This is a genomic window from Streptomyces sp. NPDC060205 (assembly GCF_042728395.1).
Taxonomy (GTDB): domain Bacteria; phylum Actinomycetota; class Actinomycetes; order Streptomycetales; family Streptomycetaceae; genus Streptomyces.
Genome location: NZ_JBHWZP010000090.1, coordinates 1 through 17,772, shown reverse-complemented (window position 1 = coordinate 17,772; position 17,772 = coordinate 1). Strand labels below are relative to the sequence as shown.

At 71.6% G+C, this 17,772-nt stretch carries 15 protein-coding genes; 11 read left to right on the top strand and 4 right to left on the bottom strand.

The features are described from left to right. Window positions 1-170 precede the first annotated feature (170 nt). The 6 genes from ACFWGJ_RS18040 (at window position 171) to ACFWGJ_RS18015 (ending at window position 9,176) form a co-directional block, all read left to right on the top strand. A complete protein-coding gene (locus ACFWGJ_RS18040; RefSeq protein WP_387325302.1) occupies window positions 171-1,355 on the top strand; it encodes an ROK family protein in 1,185 nt (394 codons plus the stop codon). A gap of 109 nt (window positions 1,356-1,464) precedes the next feature. Beyond that, window positions 1,465-3,294 (top strand): alpha-galactosidase D, encoded by a 1,830-nt coding sequence (locus ACFWGJ_RS18035; protein WP_387325300.1) that lies wholly within the window; start codon window positions 1,465-1,467, stop codon window positions 3,292-3,294. A gap of 39 nt (window positions 3,295-3,333) precedes the next feature. Next, window positions 3,334-5,709 carry a glycoside hydrolase N-terminal domain-containing protein gene (locus ACFWGJ_RS18030; RefSeq protein ID WP_387325298.1) on the top strand — a complete coding sequence of 792 codons (2,376 nt, stop codon included), beginning with the start codon at window positions 3,334-3,336 and terminating at the stop codon, window positions 5,707-5,709. Further along, window positions 5,706-6,944 carry an SGNH/GDSL hydrolase family protein gene (locus tag ACFWGJ_RS18025; RefSeq protein ID WP_387325295.1) on the top strand — a complete coding sequence of 413 codons (1,239 nt, stop codon included), beginning with the start codon at window positions 5,706-5,708 and terminating at the stop codon, window positions 6,942-6,944. The genes ACFWGJ_RS18030 and ACFWGJ_RS18025 overlap by 4 nt, the downstream gene beginning before the upstream one ends. 137 nt (window positions 6,945-7,081) lie before the next feature. Next, window positions 7,082-8,248, top strand: a complete 1,167-nt coding sequence (locus ACFWGJ_RS18020) for a glycoside hydrolase family 88 protein (protein WP_387325293.1) — start codon at window positions 7,082-7,084, stop codon at window positions 8,246-8,248. Between the two features lie 64 nt (window positions 8,249-8,312). Beyond that, window positions 8,313-9,176 (top strand): universal stress protein, encoded by an 864-nt coding sequence (locus tag ACFWGJ_RS18015; protein ID WP_387325291.1) that lies wholly within the window; start codon window positions 8,313-8,315, stop codon window positions 9,174-9,176. Here ACFWGJ_RS18015 and ACFWGJ_RS18010 read toward each other — a convergent pair. Beyond that, on the bottom strand, window positions 9,137-10,420 hold the full coding sequence (locus tag ACFWGJ_RS18010; protein WP_387325289.1) for a DUF4032 domain-containing protein: 1,284 nt from the start codon (window positions 10,418-10,420) through the stop codon (window positions 9,137-9,139). The genes ACFWGJ_RS18015 and ACFWGJ_RS18010 overlap by 40 nt on opposite strands. Window positions 10,421-10,760: 340 nt before the next feature. On the opposite strand from ACFWGJ_RS18010, the gene ACFWGJ_RS18005 reads away from it, so the two are divergent. Continuing rightward, on the top strand, window positions 10,761-11,294 hold the full coding sequence (locus tag ACFWGJ_RS18005; RefSeq protein WP_387325287.1) for a hypothetical protein: 534 nt from the start codon (window positions 10,761-10,763) through the stop codon (window positions 11,292-11,294). A 27-nt stretch (window positions 11,295-11,321) separates the two neighbouring features. Here the strand turns inward: ACFWGJ_RS18005 and ACFWGJ_RS18000 are convergent, their stop codons facing one another. Then, window positions 11,322-12,272, bottom strand: a complete 951-nt coding sequence (locus tag ACFWGJ_RS18000) for a LysR family transcriptional regulator ArgP (RefSeq protein WP_387325286.1) — start codon at window positions 12,270-12,272, stop codon at window positions 11,322-11,324. A 67-nt stretch (window positions 12,273-12,339) separates the two neighbouring features. Between ACFWGJ_RS18000 and ACFWGJ_RS17995 the strand changes: the two genes are divergently transcribed. Continuing rightward, entirely contained in the window at window positions 12,340-12,969 is a 630-nt protein-coding gene (locus tag ACFWGJ_RS17995) for a LysE/ArgO family amino acid transporter (protein WP_387325284.1), read from the top strand. On the opposite strand, the gene ACFWGJ_RS17990 is transcribed toward ACFWGJ_RS17995, so the two are convergent. Next, complete coding sequence (locus ACFWGJ_RS17990) at window positions 12,869-13,909, bottom strand: DMT family transporter (RefSeq protein WP_387325281.1); 1,041 nt, start codon at window positions 13,907-13,909, stop codon at window positions 12,869-12,871. The genes ACFWGJ_RS17995 and ACFWGJ_RS17990 overlap by 101 nt on opposite strands. A gap of 78 nt (window positions 13,910-13,987) precedes the next feature. Between ACFWGJ_RS17990 and ACFWGJ_RS17985 the strand changes: the two genes are divergently transcribed. The 3 genes from ACFWGJ_RS17985 (at window position 13,988) to ACFWGJ_RS17975 (ending at window position 16,449) form a co-directional block, all read left to right on the top strand. Next, window positions 13,988-14,569, top strand: a complete 582-nt coding sequence (locus ACFWGJ_RS17985) for a TetR/AcrR family transcriptional regulator (RefSeq protein WP_387325278.1) — start codon at window positions 13,988-13,990, stop codon at window positions 14,567-14,569. A 119-nt stretch (window positions 14,570-14,688) separates the two neighbouring features. After that, window positions 14,689-16,029: an MFS transporter gene (locus ACFWGJ_RS17980; protein WP_387325275.1), complete on the top strand. Its 1,341-nt coding sequence runs from the start codon at window positions 14,689-14,691 to the stop codon at window positions 16,027-16,029. A 57-nt stretch (window positions 16,030-16,086) separates the two neighbouring features. Next, a complete protein-coding gene (locus ACFWGJ_RS17975) occupies window positions 16,087-16,449 on the top strand; it encodes a DUF4180 domain-containing protein (protein WP_387325273.1) in 363 nt (120 codons plus the stop codon). 48 nt (window positions 16,450-16,497) lie between these two features. On the opposite strand, the gene ACFWGJ_RS17970 is transcribed toward ACFWGJ_RS17975, so the two are convergent. Next, entirely contained in the window at window positions 16,498-17,400 is a 903-nt protein-coding gene (locus ACFWGJ_RS17970; RefSeq protein WP_387325272.1) for a Gfo/Idh/MocA family protein, read from the bottom strand. Between the last annotated feature and the right edge of the window lie 372 nt (window positions 17,401-17,772).

Here is a 17,772-nt window from a genome sequence, read left to right as displayed (position 1 = left end):
CGCCGTTGGCGGACACGTGCGGGAGGACGGCACCTTCATCACCTTCGTTCCCCTCGGCAACTGGTCGGTTCACTCGCACAGTTAGAGGCCGGAGGCGCGAATGGGCCTCAGTTGAAACGATCTTTGTTTCTTTCATTGACGGCGGAAAAGAATCAACCTAGGTTCCGGGCATGCGCTCGACTCCTCGCACCGAGGCGTTCCCGGCCCACACGCCGGCCGCTGCCCAGATCTTCACCACCGTCCTGTCCCACGGCCCGCTCACCCGGTCCGACATGGCCGGCCGGGCGGGGCTGTCGGCCGCCGCCGTCACCAAGGCGGTCCGGCCCCTGATCGAGGCCGGATACCTGGTGGAGGAGGCCGGCGACGAGGCGCGTCCCGCGCTGGGGCGGCCCGCCAACTCCGTGCGGGTGGACGGCGGCCGGGCCCTGTTCATCGGAGTCAAGGTGACCGGCGACGAGATCATCGCCGTCCTGACGGACCTGTGCTGCCGGATCCGGGTCGCCCGCCATGTGCCCCTGCCGGCCCGTGAACCACAGCCCGTGCTGACCGCCATCGCCGACCTCGTGCACGAACTCCTCGCGGAGGCCGACGGGTTCGGTGTCCAGGTGCAGGGGATCGGTGTCGCCGTCTCCGGTGACGTGGACCGGGCCGCGGGCGAGGTGCGTCTGTCGCCCTTCCTGGAGTGGCGCGATCTGCCCCTCGCCGAACTGGTGGAGATGACGACCGGGCTGCCGGTCACCGTCGACAACGACGTGCGGGCGCTGACCGTCGCCGAGCAGTGGTTCGGCGCGGGCGTGGGCCTGTCCGACTTCGCCGTGGTCACGGTGGGAGCGGGCATCGGCTGCGGCCTGGTCGTGCACGGAAAGGTCGTCTCGGGGGCGCACGGCGTCGCCGGTGAGATCGGGCACGTGGTCATCGACCCCACGGGCCCGCTCTGCCACTGCGGGAACCGGGGCTGCGCCGAGGCGATCGCCGCCGACCCCGCGATCGTCGCGGCGGTGCGCGAGGCGACCGGCCTCCCGGTGGCCGACGCGGCGCAGGCCGTCGAACTGGCCCGCCGGGGCGACCCCGGCGCCCGCGAGGTCTACGCACGGGCCGGGGACGCGATCGGCCGGGCCATCGCGACCGTCGCCAACCTCATGGGGCCCGAACGCGTGATCATCTCCGGTGAGGGTCTGGCGGCGTACGACCTGTTCGCCGAGCAGATCCGCGACGCCTTCGCCGCCTCCGCCTTCGGCACCGCCGCCCGCTGCGACCTGCTGACCCGGCCGCTGCCCTTCGACGAGTGGGCGCGCGGCGCCGCGGCCACCTCCATCCAGTCCTTCATCGGCGGCCCGCCCCACGGCACGGGATGAGCCGCCGCCTCTCACGGCACAGCCGCACACGCCTCACACCCCGACGCGGTCGCCGAGCCGCGGCACCACACCCCCGCACAGCCCGACCCCTCACAGGAGGTTCCGACCCATGCGGTCATCCTCGTACGCCCCCACAGCCCCCGCCCGCCGTTCCCTCAGAGCCCTTCTCGTCCTGGCGCTGACCGCCGCGACGGCCGCCGCCCTCCCCTCGGCGCAGGCGGCCACGCCGACCCCCACCGCCACCCCGGCCGCCGCCACCTCCGCCCTGGCGGTCAAGCCGTACATGGGCTGGTCGAGCTGGAGCATGCAGTCCTCGAAGTACCCGGGGCTCAACCCCGACGGCGACTACAGCTACCTCACCGAGAAGAACGTCCTCAAGCAGGCGGACGCGCTGGCCGCCAAGCTCAAGCCGTTCGGCTACGAGTACGTCAACCTCGACGCCGGCTGGTGGATGGACCAGGCCTGGAAGCCCGGCTTCGACGCGTACGGCCGCCAGAAGGCCGACCCGGGACGCTTCCCGCGCGGGATGAAGCCCGTCGCCGACCACATCCACGGCAAGGGCCTCAAGGCGGGCATCTACCTGCCCGTCGGTCTGCAGAAGGAGGCGTACGGCGAGGGCAAGGTGCCGATCTGGAACGCCGGTGACTGCACGACCGCCGACATCGTGTACGGCGACCTGCGCACCACCAACGGCTGGGACAGCGCCTACAAGCTCGACTTCTCCGACCCGTGCGCGCAGAAGTACGTCGACTCGCAGGCGCGGCTCTTCGCCGACTGGGGCTACGACTTCCTGAAGCTGGACGGCGTGGGGCCGGGTTCCGGGAAGAACGGCGACCAGTACGACAACGTTGCCGACGTCGCCGCCTGGAACAAGGCCATCGCCGCCACCGGCCGCCCCATCCACCTTGAGGTCTCCTGGTCGCTGGACATAGGCCGGATCGCCGACTGGAAGAAGTACTCCAACGGCTGGCGCATCGACACCGACGTCGAGTGCTACTGCAACACCCTCGTCAGCTGGGAGAACTCGGTCGACGACCGCTGGGACGACCTCCCCGGCTGGACCCGCCACGCGGGCCCCGGCGGCTGGAACGACCTGGACTCCCTGGACGTCGGCAACGGCGAGATGGACGGACTCACCAAGGCGGAGCGCCAGAGCTACGCGACCCTGTGGGCCATCGCCAAGTCCCCGCTCTACACCGGTGACGACCTGACCAAGCTGGACTCCTACGGGGTGTCGCTGCTGACCAACCGCGAGGTCATCGCCCTCAACCAGGGCAGCATGCCGCCCGCCCGGCCGATCACCCCGTCCGACCCGCAGCAGGTGTGGGCCGCGAAGAACGCCGACGGCAGCTACACCGTGGCCCTGTTCAACCTCGCCGACAGGCCCGCCGCCGTCTCCGCCGACTGGGCCGCCCTCGGCTTCACCGGCAAGGCCGCCGTACGGGACCTGTGGAACCGCGAGAACCTCGGCACCTACCAGGACAAGGTGACCCAGGCGCTGCCCGCGCACGGCTCCCGGCTGTTCACCGTGACCCCGCGCGGCGCCGCGCTCACCACGACCGGTTACGAGGCCGAGGCCGCCGCCAACACCCTCGGCGGAAACGCCTCGGTGGCCGACTGCTCCGCCTGCTCGGACGGCAAGAAGGTCGGCAACCTCTACGTCGGCGGCTCGCTCCGCTTCAACGACGTCGTCGTCGCCAAGGCCGGCACGTACCAGGTGAAGGTCGCCTACGTCAGCGGTGACCCGCGCTCGGTCGAGGTCTCCGCGAACGGCAACGGCCCGACGAGCCACAAGTTCCCCTCCACCGGGGACTGGGGGACCGCCGACACCGTCAGCGTGCCCGTCCAGCTCAAGGCGGGCGCCAACACCATCACCTTCGACAGCGGCTCCGGATACGCCCCTGACATCGACCGCATCGACGTACCGAAGTCGTCCTGACCGCTGTTCTTCCCACCTCTCTTCCCCTGGAGCCGCACCATGGACAAGAGCCGTCCCGCCGAGCCCAGCAGACGAAGACTCCTCTCCCTCGCCGCCGCGACCGGCGTCGCCACCGCACTCGGCGGTCTGCCCGCCTTCACCGCGACCGCCGCACCGCAGCGGCCCGCCGACTCGCCGCTCCCGAAGGGGAGTGCGCGCAACCGGCTGTGGTGGCAGGCGCCCGGCGACGAGCACTCGATGATCGAGCAGGGCCTGCCCGTCGGCAACGGCCGGCTCGGCGCCCTCGCGAGCAACGACCCCGGCCGTGAGCTGCTGCTCATCACGGACGCCACGATGTGGACCGGCGGCCTCAACGACACCCTCGACTCCGACGGCCAGTTCCCCTACGACCGCGACAACTTCGGCTCCTTCACCCTGCTGGCCCGTCTCACCGTCGACATCCCGGACCACGACCTGTCGGCCGTCTCCGGCTACCGCCGCACCCTGGACCTCGACCGGGGCGTGATCGGCACGTCGTACGTCCGCTCCGGAGTCACCTACGAGCGGCAGGTGTTCGCCAGCCGTCCCGACGACGCGATCGTCCTGCACTTCACCCAGAGCGGCGGCGGCCGTTACACCGGCAGCGTGACCCTGGACGGGACGCACAAGGAGACCGTCCAGGGCACCTCCTTCGGCGCCGCCTTCCCGAACGGGCTGCGCTACGGGGCGGCCGTGAAGGCGTACGGGACCGGTGGCAGCGTCCGGGTGAAGGGAGCGTTGATCGAGTTCAGCGGGTGCAAGGACCTCACCGTGGTGGTGAGCGGCGGCACCAACTACGCGCCCGACGCCTCGGCCCACTACCGCGATCCTTCCCTCGACCCGGAGAAGCTGGCCCGTACCAAGGTCGCCGCGGCGGCGGCCCACTCGGCGGACACGCTCCTGCGCACCCATGTGGCCGACCACCGGGCGCTGTTCGAGCAGCTGGACCTCTCGCTCGGCATCTCGTCCGCCGAGCAGCGCTCCCTGGACACCTGGGAGCGGATCAGGGCGCGCGCCCGCGACGACGTGCCCGATCCCGAACTGGAGGCCGCCTACCTTCAGTTCGGCCGCTATCTGATGATCTCCGGGTCCCGGGGCAGTCTGCCGCTGAACCTCCAGGGGCTGTGGCTGGACGGCAACGACCCGGACTGGATGGGCGACTACCACACCGACATCAACATCCAGATGAACTACTGGATGGCCGACCGGGCGGGCCTGTCGCAGAGCTTCGACGCGCTCACCGACTACTGTCTCGCCCAGTTCCCGTCGTGGCAGAAGCTCACCCACGACCTCTTCAACGACCCGCGCAACCGCTACCGCAACTCCACCGGGAAGGTCGCCGGCTGGGCCGTCGCGTTCTCGACCAACATCCATGGCGGCAGCGGCTGGTGGTGGCATCCGGCGGGCAACGCCTGGCTGTGCGCGAGCCTGTGGGAGCACTACGAGTTCACCCGCTCCCGCTCCCACCTGACGAAGATCTACCCGCTCCTGAAGAGCGCCTGCGAGTTCTGGGAGGCGCGGCTGATCACCACGACCCTCCCCGGCACCTCGAAGGAAGTGCTCGTCGACGACAGCGACTGGTCGCCCGAGCACGGCCCGCAGGACGCCAAGGGCATCACCTACGCGCAGGAACTGGTGTGGGCGCTCTTCGACAACTACCGCACGGCGGCGAAGGAGTTGAAGAAGGACACCGCCTACGCGAAGACCATCGGCGGCCTCCAGGAGAGGCTGTATCTGCCGAAGGTGAGCGAGAAGACGGGCTGGCTGGAGGAGTGGATGTCGCCCGACAACCTCGGCGAGACCACCCACCGGCATCTGTCCCCGCTCATCGGGCTCTTCCCCGGCGACCGCATCCGGCCCGACGACTCCACCCCCGGCGAGATCGTCGAGGGCGCGACGGCCCTGCTGACCGCGCGCGGCATGGAGAGCTTCGGCTGGGCGAACGCCTGGCGCAGCCTGTGCTGGGCCCGGCTCAAGAACGCCGAGAACGCCTATCAGCTGATCGTCAACAACCTCCGCCCCTCGACGGACGGCGGCAACGGCTCGGCGCCGAACCTCTTCGACATCTACGAGGTCGAGAAGGGCCGCGGCATTTTCCAGATCGACGCCAACTTCGGCACGCCCGCGGCGATGATCGAGATGCTCGTGTACTCCCGTCCCGGCCATCTGGAACTGCTCCCGGCCCTGCCCGACGCATGGGCGCGGTCCGGTTCCGTCACGGGAGTCGGCGCGCGGGGTGGTTTCGTCGTCGACCTGCGCTGGCGTGACGGCAGGCCGACCGAGGCCCGCATCCGCAGTGTCGGCGGGCGGACGACCACGGTCGCGTACGGCCGCTCGTCCCGCACGGTGACCCTGAAGCCCGGCGCCTCCGTCACGCTGCGGGACTTCACCCGATGAGGGCCCGCGCCGGCCGGACGGGCCGTCTCGTGTCTTTGGTGGTGCTTCTGGTGACCGCCGCCGCCGTCCAGGTCACTCCCGCGACGGCGGCCCCGGCGGCCCCCGGCGGCCGGCACGACGTGGTCACCTGGGGCGCGAGCGCGGACCGGGTCGGGGACGCGGTCGCCGACCGCAGCTACCGCCTGATCGTGCGCACCAGCGTGGGCGGTGACAATCTGCGTGTCCGGCTGTCCAACGCCCTCGGGGACCGGCCGCTGACCTTCGACAGCGCCTACGCCGGCCTCCGGAAGTCCGGTGCGGAACTGGTCCCGGGCACCAACAGGCGGCTGACCTTCGGCGGCACGCACTCCGTCACCGTCCCGGCCGGGGCCACCGTCCACAGCGACCCGCTGCCCGGCAGACTGCCCGCCGCGGCCGACCTCGTCGTCAGCGTGCACACGCAGACGGCGGGCGGGCCCGCGACCGGCCACGGCATGGCCATGCAGACGTCGTACGCCGCCACCGGCGACCACGCCGGGGAGGAGGGGGCGGCCAACTGGACCGAACGCACCGGCTCCTGGTTCTACCTCGACGCGGTCACAGTCCGCACGAGCGCCGCCGTCGGCGCGGTCGTCGCGCTCGGGGACTCCATCACGGACGGCTGGCAGTCCAGCGGCGACCTGAACCGCCGCTGGCCCGACTATCTCGCCCGCCGACTGGGAGCAACCAGCAGTCCGGTCAAGGGAGTTGCCAACGAGGGGATCTCCGGGAACAAGGTCCTCGCGGACGGCGCCGGACAGAGCGCGCTCAACCGGCTGGACCGTGACGTCCTGTCCCACCCGGGCGTCCGAACGGTGTTCCTCTTCGAGGGCGTCAACGACATCAAGGCACACACCGGTGTCACGGGCGCCGACCTGATCGCGGGCTACCGCGAGATCATCGCCCGCGCCCATCAGGCGGGGAAATGCGTCGTCGGCGCCACCGTCGCGCCCTTCAAGGGCTGGTCCGAGTGGGACACGGCAGCCGAGTCCGTACGGCAGGAGGTCAACCAATTCATCAGGAGCAGCGGGGAGTTCGACGCCGTCACCGACTTCGACCGCATCCTCCGCAGCCCCTACGACCACGAGCGCATCATGCCGGTCTTCGACGGCGGCGACCGGCTGCATCCCAACGACAAGGGCATGCAGGCGATGGCCGACTCGGTCGACCTCGACAGCCTGCGCTGCGACCGGACATCCACCGCGGATGTCCCTTGATGTGAACTTCGGCCGGTGCCGTGAACTCAACTTGGTTCAGGCCAAGTTGACCAAGTCGAGTCCGGACCGTGGACACCGCTGGGGCGGGAGTTCAGGATGTGCCTCACCTGGATTTCACATGGAGAGGAGTCGTTCACATGGATAGACGCCAGTTGTTGGCCGGCGGTGCCGCTCTCTCGGCATCCGCCGTTCTGCTCCCCACGTCCGCGTCCGCCGCCGAAGCTCCCGCACCCCCCGCCCCGCACCTCGCACCACCCCCGGCGCCGACCCTCCCGTCCCGGGCGGCGATCATCCGCGACCTGCGCCGGGTCGCCGACCACTGGATCGGCGCCCACACGGACCCCGGCGACAACGGTTGGGCCAACGCCACGTTCTTCAGCGGCCTGCTCGCCCTGCACCGGCTGACCGGCAGCGCCCGCTACCTCGCGTACGCGCGCGGCTGGGCCGAGAAGCACGCGTACGGGCTGCGCAGCGGTGTGACGACCCGGCACGCCGACAACCACAACGCCGGACAGGCCTACCTCGACCTCTACGAGATCGAGCCGGAGGCGCAGAAGATCGCCGCGATCGAGGAGTCCCTGCACCGCATGGTGTACACGGACCAGCCGGCGAAGAACGACGACTGGTGGTGGGACGACGCCCTCCACATGGCCATGCCGCCGTTCGCCCGCATCGGCGTCCTGCGCAAGGACCCCCAGTACTGGGAGAAGGTGTACGCCCTCTACAGCCACACCAAGCGCACCGAGGGCGGCCCCGGCCTGTACGACACCGCCACCGGCCTCTGGTACCGGGACAAGCGGTTCCTGCCCGGTGGCATCCTGTCCCCCTCCGGCAAACCCGTGGTCTGGTCGCGCGGCAACGGCTGGGTGGCGGGCGGACACGTCAAGACCCTCAAGGCCCTGCCGGGCAGCGAGCGGCACGCCGTCGAGTACCGGCAGACCCTGACGAAGCTGGTCACCGCGCTGGCGGGCGTACAGCGCGCGGACGGCTTCTGGAACGTCAACCTCGCCGACGCCGCGCATCTGCCGGGACCCGAGACCAGCGGCACCTCCTTCTTCGCCTACGGCGCCGCCTACGCGATCCGCGCCCGTCTCGTGGACCGGACCGCGTTCCTGCCGGTGGCGGCCCGGGCCTGGCAGGGCCTGATCACCACCGCCGTCCACCCCGACGGATTCCTCGGTTACGTCCAGAACGTGGGCGACCGCCCGGAGTCCAGCCAGCCCGTCACCTACGACACCACCGCGGACTTCGGCGTCGGCGCGTTCCTGCTGGCCGGGACCGAACTCGCCCTCCTGGCAGGCTGACGGGAACCGTCCGGCCGGCCCTGGGTAGCGTGGGCACCTCGACCGACGCTACGGAGGCCATCACATGACCCGCCCGATCACCGTGGGAGCAGACGGTACTGCCGAATCCCTGGCCGCCGTGCACTGGGCGGCCAGGGAAGCGGTACGCCGGGATCTTCCGCTGCGCATCGTGCACGCCCGGCCGAAGACCGACAGCGACGAGCGGACGACGGACGCCCAGGAGGCGGACGTCCTGGATGCCCTGACGCGGACCGCGGGCGACGTCACCGGACACCACCCCGGGCTGACCGTGACCACCGACCTCGTCGACGGCGTCCCGGTCCAGGCGCTCCTCGTCGCCGCCGCCGATGCCGAGACGCTGGTGCTCGGCTCCCGTGGCCACGGCGCGATCGTCGGCTTCCTGCTCGGCTCCGTCGGCCAGCAGGTCATCGCCGAGTCGACACGGCCCGTCGTCCTCGTACGCGCCGGCGACCGGCCCGAGTCGGAGGCGGCGGGCCGCGAGATCGTCGTCGGCCAGCAGGGCGGCCCCGACGACAGCGCCGCCGCGCTGGGCTTCGCCTTCGAGGCGGCGGCGACCCGCGGCGCCGGCCTGCGGGTCGTACGCGCCTGGGCGCTGCCCACCGTCTTCACCTACAGCCCCGGCTCCATGGCACTCGCCGACGAGGCCGGCGGCCTGGAGCAGTTCGAGAGGAAGGCTCTCGCACAAGCGCTGCAGCCGTGGCTGGAACGCTTCCCCGACGTGAAGGTGACCCAGCACGTCGAGATGGGCAGCGCGGGCGAGGTGCTGCTCTCCTCGGCGGCCCGGGCCCAGCTGACGGTGGTCGGCCGGCGGGCGCACCGCTCCGCCGTGGGCTCACGGATCGGTTCGGTGGCCCACGCCGTCGTCCATCACGCGCCCTCGCCGGTGGCGGTCGTCCCGCCGGCCTGAGCGTTTGCCCCGCCGCCCGCCGCGGGCGACAGCGTGTCCCGCATCCCGGGCAGGATGTTCGTGACGTAGTCCCGGACGACCGTGTCCAGATCGATGTCGTGCTGTGCCCGCTCGGACAGGTACCAGCGGTGTTCGAGCAGCTCGTGGTACAGCTCGGCGGGATCCATGGAACCGCGCAGGTCCAGCGGTATGGCCCGCACGGTGGGCCGGAAGACGTCCCGGACCCACCGGTGGGCCAGTACCTCGGGCCGGGCGGCCAGGGGGTCGCCCGGCGCGTAGTCGTCCTGGGTGGCCATCCAGCTCTCCAGGTCGTTCAGCAGCCGCCGGGCCTGGTTCTCCTCGGTGTCGAGGCCGGTCAGCCGCAGCAGCTGGCGCTGATGGTGGCCGGCGTCGACGACCTTCGGCACGAACGTGACGGTGTCGCCGTTCGAGGAGTGCGCGATCTGCATCTCGGCGACGTCGAAGCCGAGGTCGTTCAGGCGCCGGATCCGGCGGTCGATGTAGTGGTGCTTGCCCGCCGGGTACACGGACGTGCGGGTCAGCTCCCGCCACAGCCCCTCGTAGCGCTTGCAGATCTCCATGCCGAACTCGATCGGGTCCACCGAGGGGTGCAGCGCGCCCGAGGCCTCCAGGTCCAGCAGCTCCCCGCTGATGTTGACACGGGCCAGATCGAGGTCGTACTCCCGCTGCCCCGGGCTCAGTTGCGGATGCACCTCGCCGGTCTCGGCGTCGACGAGATACGCGGCGTACGCCCCCGCGTCCCGGCGGAACAGCGTGTTGGACAGCGAGCAGTCGCCCCAGGCGAACCCCGCCAGATGCAGCCGGACCAGCAGCACGGCCAGGGCGTCCATGAGGCGGTGCATGGTGGCGGGCCGCATGGTCGTCTCGAACATCGACCGGTAGGGCATCGAACCGCCCAGGTGCCGGGTGATGAGGACGGACTCCAGCGGATCGCCGCCCTTGTCGGTACGGCCGGTGACCACGGCGAGGGGGTCCACCGAGGGGATGTTGAGCCGGTCGAGGCCGCGCAGCAGCTCGTACTCGCGCAGGGCGGGCCGTTCGGCGAGCTCCTTGACCGCCACGACCTCCGCACCGGCGCGCGCGTACCGCACGACGTGCCGCGAGATGCCCCGCGGCAACGGCACCAGGTAGTGCTCGGGCCACTCCTCCAGAGGGATGTCCCACGGCAGGTCGAGCAGGAGCGCGGGATGCTCCGGGTTGGTGGCGCTGATCTGCAATGCCATCGCTCGCTCGCCCTGCCTCACGGTCGGCCGTCATGTCGCAGGAGCATCTCCGCACCTGGACGGCCCCTTCGTCAACACGACGGTCCGATTTGTCAGCAGGTGGGAGGGGCCCGGCCGTCCCGCGCCCGGGGCCGGGGACGGCCTTCCGGCCGGGGGCGCGGGACGTGATGTGCAGCACGTCGGGAGAGCGCCCGGGACGCCTGGGGCGAGGGTTCTGGCTGCGCACGGCTTGATCAGTGATCAAGTGGGGCGAAATCCCTGGCCAACGCCCATTCCGCTCATTTGACACCCCGTCGCCCGCCCGGATAGGAAGCAGCCCTCTGGGGTCGAGAGGTGGAACGTGTACGAGCCGAATGTGGTCGGTGACTGGCAGGAGTACGACGACGGGCATGCCGGCCTGCGCGTTCGCGTTCACGGCCTGGAGAAGGCCGAGCCGCCGCGGGGGCGGGACGACGCGGCCGAGGGGCTGGTCTACTTCCGGTTCCGGGTGACCGTCGAGAACCGTACGACCGTGCACTTCGGCATCCATCTGGAGGACGGCCAACTCGACGTCCGGGTCGGGGCCGACGGCGAGAGCGCGTTCCTGGACTGGCGCAACTCCCAGTTCATCGAGGGCTTCGACGTCTACCCGCTGCGCCGGGTCACCTCCGTGCTGTACGCCGCCGCCCCGCAGGGCTGCGTGTCATTGGTCGACATCCAGGTGCAGTTGAAGGTCGACGACGAGTGGACCGAGCGCTACCTGTGGTCGGGCGGCATCGGTGCGCAGGAGCCGTCCGTGGGAGTGGGCGCCCGCGCCGACTGCGCGCAGGACAGCCTCGCCGCCCAGGTGATCAGCTACCTGGAGAGGGAAGCGGGGTCCGGTCCGGCGGCCTGAGCCCTCCGGCCGGTCCGGGGATCTCGTTCAAACGGCCGGGCCGCCGTCCAGGGCCTCGGCGGCCTCCGCGGTCACGGCCTCGGCGACGGCGGCCAGCGCCGGGAAGTCGAGCTTCCACTGCTGCCAGAACAGGGGGATGTCGATCTGCCGCTCCGGCGCGAGCCGGACGAGCCGCCCCGCGCCGAGCAGCGGCCCCGCCTGCACCTCGGGGACCATGCCCCAGCCCATCCCGGCGGCGACGGCCTCGACGAAGCCCTCGGAGGTCGGCACGAGGTGCCGCACCGCACTCGCACCCCGGGGGCCGTCGGCACCCCGTGGTCCGCGCGCGCCGCGTACGAGCGTGCGCACGAAGGCGTCCTGGATGTCGTCCCTCCGGTCGAAGGTCACCACGGGCGCGACGGCGAACGCCTCCCGCAGCGCGGCGCCCGACCTGCCCTCGAACCACCGGGCTGCGAGGGCGGGGGCCGCCACCGGGACGTACCGCATCCGGCCCAGGCGGCGCACGGAACAGCCCGTCACCGCGTCCGGCGACGAGGTGACCGCCGCCATCACCAGGCCCTCCCGCAGCAGCGCTGCCGTGTGGTCCTGGTCCTCGCGGCGCAGTTCGTAGCAGACGGGCAGGTCCTCGGAGACGCGGGAGAGCGCGGGCAGGAACCAGGTGGCCAGCGAGTCGGCGTTCACCGCGATCGACAGCCGGGCCGGTTCCTCGGTGCCGGACATGCCCAGTTCGGCCCGTGTGTCGCGCTCCAGCCGGGCCAGTTGCCGTGCGAAGCGCACGACGGCCTCACCGGACTCGGTCGGCCGCACCGGCTTCGTACGCATCAACAGCACGCGCCCCGTGCGCTGTTCGAGGGCCTTGACCCGCTGGCTCACCGCGGACGGCGTCACATGGAGCACGGCCGCCGCGGCGTCGAAGGTGCCCTCGTCCACCACCGTCAGCAGGGTCCGCACCTGGTCGAGGGGAAGGTCTGTCATCACGAACGCTAAGGATACGTAAGAATCTTTAGCTGTACTTTTCCGTGGTCGGCTTCCTAGCGTGGAGGGTGTGAACAGCGCTCTGACCGCCACGGCCGCCGGGTTCGGCACCGGCCTCTCCCTGATCGTCGCCATCGGCGCCCAGAACGCCTTCGTCCTGCGCCAGGGCGTCCGCCGGGACGCGGTCCTTGCCGTGGTGGCCATCTGCGCCCTCTCCGACGCGGCACTCATCGCGCTGGGTGTCGGCGGTGTCGGCGCGGTCGTGGTGGCCTGGCCCTCGGTGCTCACCGCGGTCGGGCTGATCGGCGGGCTCTTCCTGATCGGGTACGGCTGCCTGGCCGCACGCCGGGTCCTGAAACCCTCGGCGCTGACCGTGGAGACGGGCGTGCCAGGGGCCGCGGGAGCGGGAAGCTCGCGTCGCCGGGCCGTGCTCACCTGTCTGGCGATGACGTGGCTGAACCCGCACGTCTACCTGGACACCGTGTTCCTGCTCGGCTCCATCGCGGCCGACCGCGGACCCTGGCGCTGGACCTTCGGGCTCGGCGCGGTGATCGCCAGCCTGGTCTGGTTCGCGGCCCTCGGATTCGGCGCCCGGCTGCTCAGCCCTCTGCTGGCCCGCCCGTCGGCGTGGCGGGTGCTGGACGCTCTGATCGCCGCGACGATGATCGTGCTCGGTGCCACGCTGATCGCCGGGGTGTGAGGGGGCCGCTCGCCGCGAGCCGCCGCCGGACGCCCCTCGCCCGCAGGTCACCCCGATCGTCCCGGCGGCCTCGGCCGCCCCGGTGCACGACGGCGACGGCCAGCAGACCGAGTCCGAGCCCCGCCGCCGTCTGCGCCCCGAAGGGTTCACCGAACATCAGCGCGCCCCACACGGCCGTGACGGGGGCCATCAGGAACATGAGCGTGTTGACCTTGGTCACCCCGGAGCGCCGCAGGATCAGCCAGTACAGCCCGTACCCGCCGAACGTCGAGAGCGTCACCAGCCACACCACCGCCGTCCAGAAGGAACCGTCCGCCGGGGGCGTCAGGCCCCCGCCGAGGGCGGCGAGCACCGTGAACACGACGGCGCTGGTGACGGCGTGCACCGTCATCGACACCATCGGACCGGCGTCCGCGCGGGACCTGCGGTCCAGGAACGTCGCCGCGACCAGGCTGAGCATGCCGAGGAACGGCACGAGGTAGGCCCACCACACGACGCCCGTCGCGGCGCCCGCGTCGGCCGTGGTGACGACGGCGACCCCGGCCACGCCCAGCCCGAGGCCGAGCCACTGCGTACGCGACACCGCCACACCCAGCAGCGGCCCGGCCAGGGCTCCGGCCACCAGTGGCTGCGTACCGTCGATGAGAGCCGTGGTCCCGCTGGAGACGCCCAGTTCTATCGCGTAGTAGACGGTCAGCAGGTAGCCGCTCTGCGAGAGCAGTCCGACGCCGGCCTGCCGGAGCAGGTCGCGGGGTCCGAGGCCGCGCCAGGAGGACCGGGACCGGGCGGTGCTCAGGGCCACCACGCCGAGGACGAGGGCCAGCGGCAGGAAGCGCCACATGAGGAGCGTGACCGTCGAGGCGCTGCCCGCCCCGAGCTTCGCCCCGATGAAGCCGGAGCTCCAGGCCCCCACGAACGCGATCGACAGAAGGATGTTCACGGCACCGCACACCTCCAGGAGTAGACAGATCTGTATACCCGTTTCCCTCGATTATACAGATCGGTCTACAATGGGCGGATGAGCAGCACGGACGCCCCCCGCCGAGTACCGCTGACCCCTGCCGCCCGCCGCGCCCTGGCCGCGGCCGGGCGGCTGTTCTACGAGCGGGGGATCCACGCCGTCGGGGTCGATCTGATCGCCGCCGAGGCCGGCGTCACGAAGAAGACGCTCTACGACCGGTTCGGCTCCAAGGAGCAGCTCGTCGTCGAGTACCTCGCCGACCGCGACGAGCGCTGGCGCGCGTGTCTCGCAGCCCGCCTCGACGTCTGCGCGTCACCGCTGGAGAGCGTCCTGACCGTCTTCGACGTGTCCCGCGAGTGGATGGACGCCAACAGCCCCAGGGGCTGCAGCATGGTCAACGCCCACGCGGAGATCGACGACCCGGCCCACCCGGCGTACGCGATCATCACCGGCCAGAAGCAGTGGATGCTCACCCTGTTCACCGATCTCGTACGCCCGCTCGCGCCCGACTCGGCCGCATCACTGGGCCGGAGCCTGATGCTGCTCCACGAGGGCGCGCTCGTCGCCTTCGGCCTGCGCATCTTCCCCGGCGCGCTGGAGCACGCCCGCGAACAGGCCGCGGCCCTCCTGGCCCGCTGACCGGTGGGCCGTCCCGTCCACGGACCGACCCGCCGCGCGAAGATCGCTCCGCATCGGCGATAGTGAACCTCTGATCGAAAGATGTATCTGACAATCAGAGCAGAGCGAGCAGGACGGGTGTGGACACCAGCAAGAGCAGTGCCGACGACAGCGCGGAACAGCGGACCGCGACCGACGGGCCCTCGCGCCCCGCGGACCCGGGGAACGGGCCGCGGAGCGGGTGGCGCCGCTGGGCCATGGACACCCGGCCGCTGCGCCGGCCCGCGTACCGCCGCCTGTGGTCCTCGACCATCGTCACCGCCGTGGGCAGCCAGCTCACCGCCGTCGCCGTGCCCAAGCAGATCTACGACATCACCGGATCCTCGGCCTGGGTCGGCTACGCGAGCTTCGCCGGACTGCTGCCCCTCGTGGTCTTCGCGCTCTGGGGCGGCGCGATCGCGGACACCGTGGACCGCCGCAAGCTCCTCCTCGTCACCAACACCGGCATAGCCGTCACCTCCCTGCTCTTCTGGATCCAGGCCGTCACCGGACTCGGCTCGGTGGCCGTCCTGATGGTGCTGCTCGCCGTCCAGCAGGCGTTCTTCGGCCTCAACTCCCCGGCCCGCCAGGCCTCCATCGCCCGGCTCGTACCGAAGGAGGAACTGGCCGCGGCCAACGCGCTCGGCTCCACCGTCATGCAGACCGGCCTGGTCGCGGGACCGCTGCTCGCCGGAGCGCTCATACCCGTCGTGGGCCTCGCCGAGCTCTACCTGATCGACGCCGTGGCCCTGTGCGTCACGGTATGGGCCGTCTACCGGCTGCCCGCGCTGCCGCCCCTGGCCACCGCCACGGCGGCGGTCGGCCGGGCCGGCCTCAAGGGCATCGCGGAGGGCTTCCGCTACATCTCGCTCAACCAGGTGCTCCTGCTGTCCTTCCTCGCCGACATCATCGCGATGGTCTTCGGCATGCCCCGCGCGCTCTTCCCCCAGCTCGCCTCGCAGACGTACGCGCCCTACGGCGAGGGCCTGGCGCTCGGACTGCTCTTCGCGGCGATCCCCATCGGCGCGGTGCTCGGCGGACTCATGTCGGGCACCTTCTCGCGGGCGCGCCGGCACGGCCTCATGGTCATCGTCGCGGTGGTCGCCTGGGGGGTGGCCATCACCGGGTTCGGGCTGAGCGCCAACCTCTGGGTCGCCGTGGCGTTCCTCGCCGCCGCCGGAGTTGCCGACATGGTCTCCATGGTGTTCCGCGGCGCCATCCTCCTGTCCGCGGTCACCGACGAACTCCGCGGCCGGATGCAGGGCGTCTTCACGGTCGTCGTCGCGGGCGGCCCGCGCCTGGCCGACGTGCTGCACGGCACGGCCGGATCGGCGCTGGGCGCACGGGCGGCGGTCGCGGGCGGCGGCCTGCTGGTCATCGCCTCCATGCTGGTCCTGGCGGCGGCCATGCCCGCGCTGCGCCGCTACAGCGCGAGCACCTGAGCCACCGCCCGGGAATTACGTCGCTTCCGTGCGCGCGGCGAACTAGCCTCGCCGTCCATGAACATCCTGCGGACGATCCATGACGTGCCCGTCTTCCTGTGCGCCGCCGAAGGCGAACCCATCGGCGGCGAACGGGACGCCCTGGACGTCATCGGCGAGGCCTCCTACCAGGGCGCGCGGTGGGCCGTCGTCCCCGCCGAGCGCCTGGACGAGACGTTCTTCCGTCTCAGCACGCGCGTCGCCGGTGACATCGTCCAGAAGTTCGCGAACTACCGCCTCGGGCTCGTGGTCCTCGGCGACATCTCCCGTCACACGGCCGGCAGTTCCGCGCTGCGCGACTTCGTTCGGGAGTGCAACCGCGGGCGGCAGACGTGGTTCGTCGCCGACGCGGACGAACTGGACGAGCGGCTGAAGGGCTGAGGGCTGAGGGGCTGAGACCCAGCCTTCAGCCTCTCCAGTGCGCGGCGCTCAGCCCTGGACGCCTGCCGCGGCCTGGGCGATCAGTTCCTGGAGGTAGAGGCCGCGGCGGGCGTCCAGCTCGCCGGACACCCCCGTGCGCACCGCCGAGGCGAAGGCCCGGCGCAGTACCGGCCAGCACGCGTCGTGATCGAGATCCGCGCTGTCGTACACGAGTCCGGAACGGGGGCCGAACAGCTCGACCCGCATGATGCCGGACTCCACGGCGACCGACCCGGACAGCGAGGCCTGGCTGACCGCGCCGCTCTCGTGCTCACACGTCAGCTCGATCCACCGGCGGGGATCCCCGGTGCCGCGGACCCGCACGACGGGACCGACGGCGGCGTCCAGGAGATCGAGGATGTGCGGCCCGATATCCAGCAGCGCGCCGTGCTCAAGACGCCAGGGGGTCGCGAAGTCGCCGCCGAGGAAGGCGCCGCTCAGACCGGCCGAGCGGGCGCCCGACACCTCGATGTCCCGCGCGGCCCGCACGAATGCCTGGGCGGCGGGGTGGTAGCGGTTGGTCAGGACCACCTGCGAGACGACGCCGGCCTCCTCGATCGCGTCTACGAGGCGCCGCGCGGACGGTACATCGAGACCGATCGGCTTCTCCAGCAGGAGGGCCTTGCCCGCTTTGGCCGCACGTCCGGCGAGGTCCGCCTGGACGTCCGGCGGCACGGCGAAGGCCACCGCCTCGCACCGGTCGAGCAGCTCCTCGAAACGCGCCACCGCGACGGCGCCGTACGGCTCGGCGGTCGCCTGTGCCGCCTCGGGGCGGCGCGCCCACACCGCCGTCAGCTCCGTCTCGGGTCCGGCGGCGAGCACGGGCGCGTGCACTCCGCGGGCCCAGGGGCCGGCGCCGACGAGGCCGACCTTGACGGGGGAGTGGGGCCAGGGGGAGGTGGTGTCGGCCACGGGAGTCCAATCTTCGTTGCGGGATCACTGTCGGGGAGCGGCGACGGTAGCAACGAACGGAGTGGGCGCGACGTGCCCGGGGTTGGGGGCCTGGGGATTCGTCTGCGGGCCCGGTGAGGGCTGGTCGCGCAGTTCCCCGCGCCCCTAAAAGATTGCGCAGTTCCCCGCGCCCCTGAAAGTGGGGCTGCGCCCCTACTTTCAGCCCGCCCGCAGTCACCCCAGCCTGCCCGCAGTCACCCCGCCCGCCCGGAGTCATCTCCCGCCCGCCCGCGGTCACCCCAGCCCGTCCGGAGTCAGCCCAGCCCGCTCGGAGTCATCTCCCGCCCGCCCGCCGTCACCCCAGCCCGTCGGGGTTTTGAGGACCGGGGGTTC

What these genes read in the sequence shown, in the direction of transcription:
- ACFWGJ_RS18040 (WP_387325302.1), top strand. Translation starts at nt 171, where the DNA reads ATGCGCTCGACTCCTCGCACCGAGGCGTTCCCGGCCCACACGCCGGCC.
- ACFWGJ_RS18035 (WP_387325300.1), top strand. Translation starts at nt 1,465, where the DNA reads ATGCGGTCATCCTCGTACGCCCCCACAGCCCCCGCCCGCCGTTCCCTC.
- ACFWGJ_RS18030 (WP_387325298.1), top strand. Translation starts at nt 3,334, where the DNA reads ATGGACAAGAGCCGTCCCGCCGAGCCCAGCAGACGAAGACTCCTCTCC.
- ACFWGJ_RS18025 (WP_387325295.1), top strand. Translation starts at nt 5,706, where the DNA reads ATGAGGGCCCGCGCCGGCCGGACGGGCCGTCTCGTGTCTTTGGTGGTG.
- ACFWGJ_RS18020 (WP_387325293.1), top strand. Translation starts at nt 7,082, where the DNA reads ATGGATAGACGCCAGTTGTTGGCCGGCGGTGCCGCTCTCTCGGCATCC.
- ACFWGJ_RS18015 (WP_387325291.1), top strand. Translation starts at nt 8,313, where the DNA reads ATGACCCGCCCGATCACCGTGGGAGCAGACGGTACTGCCGAATCCCTG.
- ACFWGJ_RS18010 (WP_387325289.1), bottom strand. Translation starts at nt 10,420, where the DNA reads ATGGCATTGCAGATCAGCGCCACCAACCCGGAGCATCCCGCGCTCCTG.
- ACFWGJ_RS17985 (WP_387325278.1), top strand. Translation starts at nt 13,988, where the DNA reads ATGAGCAGCACGGACGCCCCCCGCCGAGTACCGCTGACCCCTGCCGCC.
- ACFWGJ_RS17975 (WP_387325273.1), top strand. Translation starts at nt 16,087, where the DNA reads ATGAACATCCTGCGGACGATCCATGACGTGCCCGTCTTCCTGTGCGCC.